Consider the following 11,791-nt stretch of genomic DNA (forward strand, 5'->3'; position numbering starts at 1 on the left):
ACGCCAGAGCCCGCCTTTCCGTATGGTCGAAGAACGACGAAGGGCCGGAAGCGGGTGACGAAGGGCGGTGGGCTGCATGGCATTCCTGAGGCGCGGGAACGCACGCGGGGACCTGGGAACGAGCGGCCCCGGCCGCCGGGCCGACCTCTCTGCCTACGCACTGCTCCCGCTGCGGGCCTTCCTCGGGGTGACCTTTGTCTACGCGGGCCTGGACAAGCTGACCGACTCCGCCTTCCTGGCGGCCGGCGGACCAGGTTCCATCGGCGAGTTGATGCATGGGGTACGGGACACCGCCGCCATCCCCGGCCTGGTGGACCTGGCCCTGAAGAGCCCGGTGGGTTTCGGTTACGCCATAGCCCTGGGCGAACTGGCCGTAGGACTGGGCACCTTGCTGGGCTTGTTCGCCCGAGTCGCGGCCCTCGGCGGGGCGTTGATCTCGCTCAGCCTCTGGCTGACCATGAGCTGGTCCGCCACCCCGTACTACTACGGCAACGACCTTGCCTATCTAATGGCTTGGCTGCCCCTGATCATCGCGGGTGCCCCCTTGCTCTCGCTCGACGCCATACGGCAAGGGCCCCGCCAAGGGCTCGGCCGCCGCAGGACCCTGTTCACCTAGCGCACGTCCTCCAGCGGCGCGGGGAACCACCCGACCAGCCGGCCAGCAACATTCCCCACAGCAACTCTCCACCCCCCGGCAGCCAGGGGCGAAGGAAGCGCTCGAGCAGTCAGCGCAGGCGCGCCTGTTCGCCCTCAGCCGGCTCCGCATCACGCGCCCGGTGCCGCCGCACGGCATAGGTGAGCGAGGAGACCAGGCCCGCCACACAGAAGCCGACACCCAGCAAGGGCAGGATCAGATAGGAGGGGAAGTGCCACCACCCGCGGGCCGCCGCGAGATACGCCACGAAGCCACCCAACAAAACGAGACCGACTACGAGTTTGCCGGGTTCGAAGTCATGACGTCGCACGAGTCACCTCCACCTGGCCGACACCCGTCTTGAGCCGCAGCTCCACCGTGCCCCGGGAGGCATGCCCGGCGGGCGGTCGCAGCGTCACATGCTTGTGCTGGGTGAACTGGATGTCGATGTCCTTGGGATCGGTGCCGGGCAACTGGATTGTGCCGATACCGGTCTCCACCCGCACATCCGCCGTGACGTCCTGGGGAAGGACCACCTTGAGCTTCCCGGCCCCGGCCTCCGCCCGGGTGCTGACCGTGGGCGCCGCCGGGCCCCCGGTCTTGGGCCAGGGCAGGCCGGTCAGATCCAGCACGCCTATGCCGCTGCCGATCTGATAGCCGGGCCTTATCTCGGCGGAACTGGTGGGCCGCCAAGTGGTCCTGGCCCAGTGGGCGGTGACCGTCTTGGGCAGTGCGGCGGCACCGGCCAGCAGCGCGGCGGTGAGCACCGCGGCGGTCACCGTGCCGCCGCCGGTGCGCCCATACCGGGAGCTGACCGCGAGGCCCAGGCCGAAGACACCGAGGGCGCAGGCCAGGCCGATCTCCAGGGTGGTGCCCAGCGGCCGTCCATGCCAGACCAGGTTGGTGGCGGCGCAGAAGGCGGCTATGGCCAGCAGGAAGGTCCAGCCGCCGAGTTGCCTTTCCTCGCCGCCGAGTTGGCTTTTGTCCCGGACCCGGGGTGAGCGCGGTGGGGCGGCCACGGGTGTGGTGTCGATGGGCCCGTCGTCCGGGCCCCAGAGATAGCCGGTGCCGGCCCGGCCCGTCCTCGGTATGCCATCCCTGGTGATCGGGTCGCGCCACCAGGAGGGGGCGCCGGGGGGCGGTGGTGCCAGCGTCTCCGGGGGAGCGTCCGGCTGGGTCTTGTGCGCCTTCTGTGCTCCGGGCACGGCCGTCATGGCCGCGCCGCCATCCGCTTCCCGGCGCCGGGAGGACCAGTAGGCCGCGCCTATGAGAGCGAAGGAGAGCATGAGCGAGAAGGACATCGCCCCGCTGTTGTTGATCATGGAGAGGAAGAGTCCACAGCCGACCAGCGCGCAGAGCACCGCGGTCAGTGCCGGGCCCTCCACCCGGCCGGACAGCAGCCGCCGGACCTCGTTCTCCTCCTCGCCTTCCAGCGGGATGAGCAGCCAGGCGAAGCCATACACGATCAGCCCGACGCCGCCGGTGACCGCCAGGACGCCCAGCACCACCCGAAAGATCACCGGATCCACGTCCACAAAGCGGCCCAGGCCACCGCACACGCCGGAGATCACCTTCTGGTCCCGGCTGCGCCGCAGCGGCGGCCGGGCGTCGCCCTGGTCGCCGGGGGGCGCCTCCGTGGGCTGCGCGTTCCGCGCGTCTTCGGTGGGGTGTGCGTCGGTCATAGGCACATGGTGTCAACCGGAACACCGGCGCGGCATCAGTGGTGACCCTGGCCGCTCCCTGAGATTGTCCCTGAGACCGCCCCCGCTAGGGTGGATGATCGAACATGTAGCTGAAAACCGGAGGGGTGCGGTGACTGAGTCTGTGTCCGGACAGCTGCTCGCCGGCCGTTACCGCCTCCTGGACCGGATCGGGCGCGGCGGCATGGGCACCGTCTGGCGCGCCGAGGACACCCTGCTGGCCCGTCAGGTGGCGGTAAAGCGCCTGCACGTCCCGCCCGGCCTGTCCGAGGAGGAGCTGGCCACCCTCTATGAGCGGACCCGCCGGGAGGCCAGCAGCGCGGCCCGGATCAGCCACCCCAATGTGGTGGTGGTGCACGACGTGGTCGAGGACGAGGGGCTGCCGTGCATCGTGATGGAGTATGTGCCCTCGCGCACCCTCGGTGACCTGCTGAAGTCCCGCACTCTCAGCCCCGAGGAGACGGCCCGGATCGGCCGCGGCATGATCGCCGCGCTGCGTGCGGCGCACGCCGCCGGGGTGCTGCACCGGGACGTCAAGCCGGGCAACGTCCTGCTCGGTGAGGACGGCCGGGTGGTGCTCACCGACTTCGGCATCGCCTACTCCGCGGGCAACTCCACCCTGACCAAAACCGGTGAGATGGTCGGCTCCATCGACTACATCGCCCCGGAACGGGTCAGGGGTGCCAAGCCCAGCCCGGCCGCCGACCTGTGGGCGCTGGGCGCCACGCTCTACCGGGCGCTGGAGGGCCGTACTCCGTTCCAGCGGGACACCCCGGTGGAGACGGCGTACGCCATAGCCGTGGACCCGGTGCAACCACCGGTCAACGCCGGGCCGTTGACCCGGCTGGTGGAGACGCTGCTGGCCAAGGACCCGGCGCTGCGGCCCCCGGCCGAGCTGGTGGAACAGATCCTCCGCGAGCCGGCGGCCGAGCCGCCGACGGTGCGGATGGCGAATTCGGCAACACAGGCGCCTCCGGCGACCGGCACTTCTGCCGTGACCGGCACCTCTGTCATCACCGGACCCTCCGCCGTCATCGGAACATCTCCCGTGACCGGGACATCCGCGCCGTCCCGGACCGCGCCGACCGCTCAGCTGTCTCCGGCGGCTGAGACCTCGCCGGTGGGCCGGACATTGCCGCCGGCCCAGGCGGCGCAGCCGGAGGCCGGGGCGGCGGCCGCCGCCTCCGCCGGCTCCCAACCGGCCGGGCCGAAGCCCGGCCGTGGCCGTGGCCGCACCGTCCTGTGGGCCTCCGCGGCGGTGGCCGGAGTGGCGCTGCTGGCATCGGCCGCCTATGTGCTGACCCCAGGCGACGGGCAGGGCAACGGCGCGGGGCCGGCAGCGAGCGCCCCGCCCGCAACCCGGTCCACCCCTTCGTCCGCTGCGCCGTCCTCGCCGCCCCCGGTGCCGCAGGGCTACCGGCTGGTGACGGAGCAGGGGATGGGCGTCGCCTTCCCGGTGCCCGAGGGCTGGACCCGCAAGCCGGTCAAGGCGGGGGTCAGATATGTGGACCCCACCGGCCTGGTCGCCGTCGAGGTCGATGTGCTGGACCTGGCCGGCCCGGACCACGTCCAGCACTGGAAGGACGTGGAGGAGCAGGCCAAGGCCGACCCGGACATGCAGCAGTACAAACGGGAGCGGCTGCAGCCGACGCTCTACCGCGGCCAGCCCGCCGCCGTCTGGGAGTTCAGCTGGCAGGGCCGGGCGCGCCGGTTCCGGGCCATTGACCTGGGCTTCGGGCGCGAGGGCGGCAACGAGTACGCGATCTATCTGTCGGCTCCGGACGCCCGCTGGGACCGCTACCGCCCGGCCTTCGACGCGGTGCGCGACGGCCTGCGCATCAACAGCCATTAGGGGTACGGGCCATGCCGGAACCCCGGGTCCGATCAGGGACGACCCCGATACCGCGGCGGCCCCCGCCATGTGACGATCGAGGCATGACCGGCGCAATGACGACGCAGCCCCGGGCAGGCGCCGCCTACGCGCCGCCCGCCACCACCGACCCGGCCCCCGTGCGCAAGCTCTACCGCAGCGCCGAGGGCCGGATGCTCGGTGGTGTGGCGCGCGGCCTCGCCGGGCACCTGGGGGTGCCCGTGTCCTGGGTGCGCCTGGTCTTCCTGGCGCTGTTGATGGCCCAGGGGATCGGCGCCCTGCTCTACGCGGTGTTCTGGTTCGTCGTCCCGCTGGGGGTCGGCGGGGTGGAGGTCCGCCCGGAGGAGGAGGTCACCGAGGACGGCCGCCGGCTCTTCGCCCGCAAGCCCGACCGGGGGCAGCTCTTCGCCCTGCTGGCGCTGATCGTGGGCGCCGCCATCCTGCTGGACCGGCTGCATCTGGGCAGGGCCAATGTCTATGTCTGGCCGCTGGTGCTGATAGGAGCGGGCGTCGCCCTGGTCTGGCGGCAGGCGGACAACGCCCGCCGGGCGCACTGGATGGAGGTCAGCCGCCGCAAGCGGGTGCTGCCGCTGGCCCGCGGCGCGGCGGGAGTGCTCCTGGTGGGGGCGGGCGTCACCGGCATAGTCGTGCTGCAGAGCTCGGCCCAGCACCTGGGCACCGTGCTCCAGGCCTCGCTGGCCGTGCTGGTCGGCATAGCCCTGCTGGCCGGGCCCTCGGTGGTGCGGATGACCCAGGACCTCTCCGCCGAGCGGACCATGCGCATCCGGGCCCAGGAGCGTGCCGAAGTAGCCGCCCACGTCCATGACTCCGTGCTGCACACCCTCACCCTGATCCAGCGCAATGCCGAGGACTCCCGGGAGGTGGCCCGGCTGGCCCGGGCCCAGGAGCGGGAGCTCCGCGCCTGGCTGTACAACCCCGAGGGCCGGGGCAAGGACGAGGCCGAGGAGCCGCAGACCCTGGCCGAGGCGGTCAGGGCGGCCGCCGCCGAGGTGGAGGATCACCATGGCGTCCCCATCGAGGTGGTGGTGGTCGGTGACTGCCCGCTGGACGAGAAGCTCGGCGCCCAGCAGCAGGCCGCCCGGGAGGCCATGGTCAACGCCGCCAAATACGGTGGCGGCGGGGGAGCCGTCCAGGTCTATGCCGAGGTCGAGGGCCGGACGGTCTTTATCTCCGTCCGTGACCGGGGGCCCGGCTTCGATGTGGACGCCGTTCCCGAGGACCGGATGGGCGTCCGCGAGTCGATCATCGGCAGAATGCAGCGCAACGGAGGCACGGCCCGGCTGCGGTCCGCGCCGGACGGGGGAACCGAAGTGGAGCTGGAGATGGAGAGGGCGGAGCAGGCGTGATGACGAATGGGCCTGAGGCAGCACCGGTGGAGCGCCGGGTACGGGTCGTGCTGGTGGACGACCACCGGATGTTCCGTACCGGGGTGCAGGCCGAGATAGGGGCCACCGACCGCACCGGTGTCGAGGTCGTCGGGGAGGCGGCCGACGTCGATCAGGCGGTCACCGTCATCACCGCCACCCGGCCCGAGGTGGTGCTGCTGGATGTCCACCTGCCCGGCGGCGGCGGAGTGGAGGTGCTGCGCCGCTGCGCGGCGCTCTCCGCGGCCGCCGAGTCGCCGGTCCGCTTCCTGGCGCTGTCCGTCTCCGACGCCGCCGAGGATGTCATCGGCGTGATCCGGGGCGGGGCCCGCGGCTATGTCACCAAGACCATCACCGGCACCGATCTGGTGGATGCGATCTTCCGGGTCAAGGACGGCGACGCCGTCTTCTCGCCCCGGCTGGCCGGCTTTGTCCTGGACGCCTTCGCCTCCACCGATGCCCCGCCGGTGGACGAGGATCTCGACCGCCTCACCCAGCGGGAGCGCGAGGTGCTGCGGCTGATCGCCCGGGGCTATGCCTACAAGGAGATCGCCAAGCAGCTCTTTATCTCCGTGAAGACCGTGGAGTCCCATGTCTCGGCGGTGCTGCGCAAGCTCCAGCTGTCCAACCGTCATGAGCTGACCCGCTGGGCCACCGCCCGCCGTCTGATCTGACCGGAGACGATCTTGACAGGCGATGGCTGATCGGTAGCCGCCCAAGGGAACCTCCCTGATCCTTTTGCCGTCTAGCTAGGCGAAAGTGCGGCTCTCGATCAGCAGGGCCACGGCCCGCCCTGGGCCGAGATCCGGAAACGCGAGTCCGAACGAGAGCCCATGAGTCTGACCGGGACGCCTTTTTTCCTGACCACGATCGTGCTCACCGTGGTGGCCCTGGTGCTGCCGCTGGCACTGTGGAGCAGAGTCGGCGGCCCCCCGCTCCTCAGACACCTCGTCCGCTTCCTGATGCTGATATTCGCTCAGGCCACGGCGATAGCCATGGTCTTTGTCGTGGTCAACAACGCCAATGGCCTCTACGACAACTGGGACGACCTGCTCGGCACCGGCAACCATGTCAATGCCGCCGCCAACCTGGGCAAGGACGGCACCGGCGGCAAGTCCCTGAAGGACCTGCCGAAGGTGAAGCAGAAGTTCAAGCCGGCCTCCGACTCGCGGATGGGCGCGGGCGTGCTGCAGACCCAGCTCAAGGGCCAGGTCTCCGGCGTCGAGGGCGAGGTCTACGTCTGGCTGCCCCCGCAGTACAACGACCCCGGGTTCCAGCACAAGAACTTCCCGGTGGTGGAGGTCCTGCCGGGCTTCCCCGGCTCCGCCAAGGCATGGTTCGGCAGCCTCAACGTCAACACCCAGGTCAAGCCCATGATGGAGCGGGGCGAGGTGGCGCCGTTCATCATCGTCGCGCCCCGTACCAATCTGCTGTCCAATGGCGCCGACACCGGCTGCGCCAACACCCCGGGCACGGTCAACGCCGACACCTGGCTGAGCTTTGACGTCCGCAAGATGGTGATGGACAACTTCCGGGTCGCCGGCAAGCCCGACGGCTGGGCCGTCGCCGGCTACTCGGCCGGTGCCCACTGCGCCGCCAAACTGGCCATCGCCCACCCCGACCGCTACCGGGCCGGCGTCAGCCTCTCCGGCTACAACGACCCCATCGGCGAGCCCCTCTCGCTGACCTCCAAGTCCCCGCAGCTGCGCGATGAGAACAACCCGCTGAAGATGCTGGGGCGCGCCAAGACCCCGCCGAAGATCTCGCTGTTCATTTCCGGCCAGGAGAACGACGGCTATCTGGCCGGCATGGCCATCAAGAAGGTGTCCAAGCCCCCGACGATGGTGCATGTGGAGAAGATCCCCGACGGCGCCGGCGGCCACCGCACCTCGGTGTGGAAGGAACAGGTCCCCGAGGTCTTCCGCTGGCTGACCCAGCAGGTCGCCTACTAGCGGCCCGCCGGGCAGCAGCCGGTCAGAACGGCCGGGAGGCGCCCGCGAAGGGCATCGAGTCCACCGGGGCGATCCGCACCGGGGCGCCCGGGTGCGGGGCGTGGATCATCTGGCCATTGCCCACATAGAGCCCCACATGGCTCACCCCCGAGTAGAAGAACACCAGGTCACCCGGGGCAAGCTGGCTGCGGGAAATCCGCTGCCCGGCGTTGATCTGGGTGTAGGTGGTACGCGGCAGCGACACCCCGGCCGCCTGCCAGGCCGCCTGGGTCAGCCCCGAGCAGTCGAAGGCCGAGGGCCCGGTGGCCCCCCATACATAGGGCTTGCCCAGCGCCGAGTAGGCGAAGGCCACCGCCTGCGCGGCCCGTGCCGAGGGGGCCTGCACCGGGATGCGCGGCGCCGAGCGGCTGGCCCGTACCTCTGCGGTGGCCGGCCCCCCGGCCGCGTCATCGCCCTCCACCGCGGCCCGGTCCCCGGCCGGCAGCCGGGACAGCAGCTCCTTGGCCGCCGCCAGCTTGGCCTCGATCTCGCGCTTGCGGGCGGTCAGCCCCTGCTGCTCCCGCCGCAGCTCGGCCAGTTTGGCCTCGGCCCCGGCCCGCACCTGGTTCACCTCCCGCAGCTCCTGACGCACCCGGGAGAGGGCCGTCGCCTGTTCGCCGCCCGCCCGGTCGGCCATGGACGCCTGGTCCAGGAACCGCTGCGGTGAGGAGGCGAACAGCAGCCGCACCGTGGCGGGGATCCCGCCGCTGCGGTACTGGGCCGCGGCGTAGGAGCCCAGGGCATCACGCGCCTGGTTGAGCCGCTCGGTCTTGCGGGCCGCCTCGTCCTGCAGCCGGTCCAGCGCGGCCCGGGCCCGGTCGGCCCGGTCCTTGAGCCCGTCGTACTGCTCGGTCGCCACCTCGGCCTGCCGGTAGGAGCGGGAGATCTCCGCCTTCAGCCGGTCCGGGCTCTGCTGGGGCGCGGCCTGGCCGCTGCCCTCGAAAGCGGTGGCGGTGGCGGCACCCGCCAGCGCGATGGTCGCCGCGGTACGGACGGTACCGCCGACGAACGGGTGCTGCTTGGGCTTTCGGTGCGACGCCACGGTGGCCGTCACTTCCTTCCGGTCCGGCAAGGGCTGACCGGCGGCGGCCCGTACGAGGGGGAGAGAGCGGGCCACCGCCGTCTGGGGCAGGACGCTAAACCGCGGGCAGGCGCGGTAACGCACATGACCGTTACTGGCCGAAATCGGTGGGGACTCGACTGGTGCTGGCCGGACATTTCGGATGCATGCGGAGTGAACTGGTCCGTGCTTGACCGAGCTGTTGATCTCGCCGCCCCTCGGACCGGGGGAGTGGTATGGGCGGGTTAGGGTCGATGGCCATGGACGTACTGATTCACGCCGTGGTCGGCCTGCACATCATCGGCATCGCGGCCCTGCTCGGCGGCTTCCTGACCCAGATGAAGGCGCTGGGACAGGGTGAGGGACGTATGGTTCCGGCCATGCTGCACGGCGCGCTGACCATGCTGGTCACCGGGGTCGCGCTGGTCGGCCTCAACCAGGCGCAGGGCGCCACCGTCAACACCGTCAAGATCGGCCTGAAGCTGGCGCTGCTGGTGGTGATCCTCGGCCTGGTCTACATCAAGCGGGACGAGGAGAAGGTGGCCTCCGCCGCCCTGGGCACCGTGGGCGCCCTCACCGCCACCAACATCTTCATCGCCGTGCTGTGGACCTGAGCACGCTCTGGCCGAACCCGGACCGACTGTCGGTGGGGCCGCCTAGACTCGGACAACGATGAGCAGCCTCTTTGACGACAGCTTCCTGGCGGACCTGGCCCCTTCCGAGGAGGAGCCCCCGCCGCCCTCGGAGGACGCGCACACCGAGCCGGTGCCGCACGACCTCTTCGAGGGCGCCTTCGACATGCCCGTTCCCCGGGAGGCGTACTACCGCGACGGCGCCCCGCGCCCCGTGGTGGACCCGGCCGCGCTGCTGGACGGGATGAACGAACAGCAGCGCGCCGCCGTCATGCACTCCGGCTCCCCGCTGCTCATCGTGGCCGGTGCCGGATCCGGCAAGACCCGGGTGCTCACCCACCGCATCGCCCACCTGCTGGCCACCCGGGGCGTGCACCCCGGCCAGATCCTGGCGATCACCTTCACCAACAAGGCCGCCGGGGAGATGAAGGAGCGCGTCGAGCAGCTCGTCGGCCCCCGGGCCAACGCGATGTGGGTGATGACCTTCCACAGCGCCTGTGTGCGGATCCTGCGCCGGGAGAGCAAGAAGCTGGGCTTCACCTCGTCCTTCTCGATCTACGACGCGGCCGACTCCAAGCGCCTGATGGCCCTGGTCTGCCGCGACCTGGACCTGGACCCCAAGAAGTTCCCGCCCAAGTCCTTCAGCGCCAAGATCTCCAACCTCAAGAACGAGCTGATAGACGAGGAGACCTTCGCCGCCCAGGCCGCCGACGGCTTCGAGAAGACCCTCGCCGAGGCCTATGCCATGTACCAGTCGAGGCTGCGCGAGGCCAACGCGCTGGACTTCGACGACATCATCATGACCACCGTCCATCTGCTGCAGGCATTCCCGGACGTGGCCGAGCACTACCGGCGCCGCTTCCGGCATGTCCTGGTGGACGAGTACCAGGACACCAACCACGCCCAGTACACCCTGGTCCGCGAGCTGGTGGGCACCGGCGAGGAGGCTGCCGAGCTGTGTGTGGTCGGTGACGCCGACCAGTCCATCTACGCCTTCCGCGGCGCCACCATCCGCAACATCCTCCAGTTCGAGGAGGACTACCCCAGCGCCACCACCATCCTGCTGGAGCAGAACTACCGCTCCACCCAGACCATCCTCAGCGCCGCCAACGCCGTCATCGAGCGCAACGAGAACCGCCGCCCCAAGAACCTGTGGACCGAGGCCGGGGCCGGCGCGTCCATCACCGGATACGTCGCCGACACCGAGCATGACGAGGCCCAGTTCGTCGCCGACGAGATCGACCGCCTCACCGACGCCGGTGACGCCAAGGCCGGGGATGTGGCGGTCTTCTACCGGACCAACGCCCAGTCCCGGGTCTTTGAAGAGATCTTCATCAGGGTCGGACTGCCCTACAAGGTCGTCGGCGGAGTGCGCTTCTACGAGCGCAAGGAGGTCCGGGACGTCCTGGCCTATCTGAGGGTGCTGGCCAACCCCGAGGACACCGTCCCGCTGCGCCGCATCCTCAATGTGCCCAAGCGCGGCATCGGCGAGCGCGCCGAAGCCATGATCGATGCGCTCTCGCTGCGCGAGAAGATCAGCTTCGCCCAGGCGCTGCGGCGGGTGGACGACGCCTATGGCATGGCCCCCCGCTCGGCCAACGCGGTCAAGCGTTTCAACGTGCTGATGGATGAGCTGCGCACCATCGTGGAGTCCGGCGCCGGTCCGGCCACCGTGCTGGAGGCGGTGCTGGAGCGCACCGGCTACCTCGCCGAACTCCAGGCCTCCACCGACCCGCAGGACGAGACCCGCATCGAGAACCTCCAGGAACTCGCCGCCGTGGCCCTGGAGTTCGAGCAGGAGCGCGGCGAGGAGGAGGGCGCGGGCACCCTGGCGGAGTTCCTGGAGAAGGTGGCCCTGGTCGCCGACTCCGACCAGATCCCGGACGATGACACGGAGGGCACTGGCGTCATCACCCTGATGACGCTGCACACCGCCAAGGGCCTGGAATTCCCGGTGGTCTTCCTGACCGGGATGGAGGACGGCGTCTTCCCGCATATGCGCGCCCTCGGCCAGACCAAGGAGCTGGAGGAGGAGCGGCGGCTGGCCTATGTGGGCATCACCCGGGCCCGGGAGCGGCTGTATCTCACCCGTTCCAGCATGCGCAGCGCCTGGGGCCAGCCCGCCTACAACCCGCCCTCGCGGTTCCTGGAGGAGATCCCCGACCGGTATGTGGAGTGGCGCCGCACCGGCTCCTCCACCCCCTCGGCCTCGGTGTCCGGCCTGGCCTCCGGTTCGTCCGCCTCGCGCGGCGGTACGTCCTCGCGCGGCCTCGGCGGGAGGTCCGGGCCAAGCGGCTTCGCCACCCGGCGGGCGCAGGACCGTCCGGTGGTCTCGCTGGCCATCGGCGACCGGGTCACCCATGACTCCTTCGGTCTGGGCACAGTGGTCGCCGTCAAGGGCAGCGGGGACAACGCCGAGGCCACCATTGACTTCGGCCAGGACAAGCCCAAGCGGCTGCTGCTGCGGTACGCGCCGGTCGAGAAGCTCTGATCCCGGGCGGGTACGGGAGTCTGCGCGC

At 70.6% G+C, this 11,791-nt stretch carries 10 protein-coding genes; 7 read left to right on the top strand and 3 right to left on the bottom strand.

All coding sequences use genetic code 11. The features are described 5' to 3' along the window. Positions 1-76: 76 nt before the first annotated feature. Positions 77-616 (top strand): DoxX family protein, encoded by a 540-nt coding sequence (locus CV755_RS26720; RefSeq protein WP_109282815.1) that lies wholly within the window; start codon positions 77-79, stop codon positions 614-616. 109 nt (positions 617-725) lie between these two features. Here the strand turns inward: CV755_RS26720 and CV755_RS26725 are convergent, their stop codons facing one another. Together CV755_RS26725 and CV755_RS26730 are read right to left on the bottom strand one after the other, a co-directional pair. Beyond that, complete coding sequence (locus CV755_RS26725; protein ID WP_241561404.1) at positions 726-902, bottom strand: hypothetical protein; 177 nt, start codon at positions 900-902, stop codon at positions 726-728. Positions 903-951: 49 nt separating this feature from the next. After that, a complete protein-coding gene (locus CV755_RS26730) occupies positions 952-2,316 on the bottom strand; it encodes a PspC domain-containing protein (RefSeq protein ID WP_109282817.1) in 1,365 nt (454 codons plus the stop codon). 94 nt (positions 2,317-2,410) lie between these two features. Between CV755_RS26730 and CV755_RS26735 the strand changes: the two genes are divergently transcribed. The 4 genes from CV755_RS26735 (at position 2,411) to CV755_RS26750 (ending at position 7,541) form a co-directional block, all read left to right on the top strand. Beyond that, positions 2,411-4,186, top strand: a complete 1,776-nt coding sequence (locus CV755_RS26735; protein WP_109282818.1) for a serine/threonine-protein kinase — start codon at positions 2,411-2,413, stop codon at positions 4,184-4,186. Between the two features lie 95 nt (positions 4,187-4,281). Further along, positions 4,282-5,571 (top strand): ATP-binding protein, encoded by a 1,290-nt coding sequence (locus tag CV755_RS26740; protein WP_109282819.1) that lies wholly within the window; start codon positions 4,282-4,284, stop codon positions 5,569-5,571. Beyond that, complete coding sequence (locus CV755_RS26745; RefSeq protein ID WP_109282820.1) at positions 5,571-6,263, top strand: LuxR C-terminal-related transcriptional regulator; 693 nt, start codon at positions 5,571-5,573, stop codon at positions 6,261-6,263. The genes CV755_RS26740 and CV755_RS26745 overlap by 1 nt, the downstream gene beginning before the upstream one ends. Before the next feature lie 159 nt (positions 6,264-6,422). Continuing rightward, on the top strand, positions 6,423-7,541 hold the full coding sequence (locus tag CV755_RS26750) for an alpha/beta hydrolase (RefSeq protein ID WP_109282821.1): 1,119 nt from the start codon (positions 6,423-6,425) through the stop codon (positions 7,539-7,541). Between the two features lie 22 nt (positions 7,542-7,563). Here the strand turns inward: CV755_RS26750 and CV755_RS26755 are convergent, their stop codons facing one another. Then, positions 7,564-8,622 carry a C40 family peptidase gene (locus CV755_RS26755; RefSeq protein WP_109283537.1) on the bottom strand — a complete coding sequence of 353 codons (1,059 nt, stop codon included), beginning with the start codon at positions 8,620-8,622 and terminating at the stop codon, positions 7,564-7,566. Positions 8,623-8,900: 278 nt separating this feature from the next. Between CV755_RS26755 and CV755_RS26760 the strand changes: the two genes are divergently transcribed. Together CV755_RS26760 and pcrA are read left to right on the top strand one after the other, a co-directional pair. Next, a complete protein-coding gene (locus tag CV755_RS26760) occupies positions 8,901-9,254 on the top strand; it encodes a hypothetical protein (RefSeq protein WP_109283538.1) in 354 nt (117 codons plus the stop codon). 58 nt (positions 9,255-9,312) lie between these two features. After that, positions 9,313-11,763, top strand: a complete 2,451-nt coding sequence (gene pcrA, locus CV755_RS26765; RefSeq protein WP_109282822.1) for a DNA helicase PcrA — start codon at positions 9,313-9,315, stop codon at positions 11,761-11,763. The last annotated feature ends 28 nt before the right edge of the window (positions 11,764-11,791 follow it).

It is taken from the genome of Streptomyces orinoci (assembly GCF_003121295.1).
Lineage (GTDB): Bacteria > Actinomycetota > Actinomycetes > Streptomycetales > Streptomycetaceae > Streptomyces > Streptomyces orinoci.

Coding starts and splice junctions, on each gene's coding strand:
- CV755_RS26720 (WP_109282815.1), top strand. CDS start 77: ATGGCATTCCTGAGGCGCGGGAACGCACGCGGGGACCTGGGAACGAGC.
- CV755_RS26730 (WP_109282817.1), bottom strand. CDS start 2,316: ATGACCGACGCACACCCCACCGAAGACGCGCGGAACGCGCAGCCCACG.
- CV755_RS26735 (WP_109282818.1), top strand. CDS start 2,411: ATGATCGAACATGTAGCTGAAAACCGGAGGGGTGCGGTGACTGAGTCT.
- CV755_RS26740 (WP_109282819.1), top strand. CDS start 4,282: ATGACGACGCAGCCCCGGGCAGGCGCCGCCTACGCGCCGCCCGCCACC.
- CV755_RS26745 (WP_109282820.1), top strand. CDS start 5,571: ATGACGAATGGGCCTGAGGCAGCACCGGTGGAGCGCCGGGTACGGGTC.
- CV755_RS26750 (WP_109282821.1), top strand. CDS start 6,423: ATGAGTCTGACCGGGACGCCTTTTTTCCTGACCACGATCGTGCTCACC.
- CV755_RS26760 (WP_109283538.1), top strand. CDS start 8,901: ATGGACGTACTGATTCACGCCGTGGTCGGCCTGCACATCATCGGCATC.
- pcrA (WP_109282822.1), top strand. CDS start 9,313: ATGAGCAGCCTCTTTGACGACAGCTTCCTGGCGGACCTGGCCCCTTCC.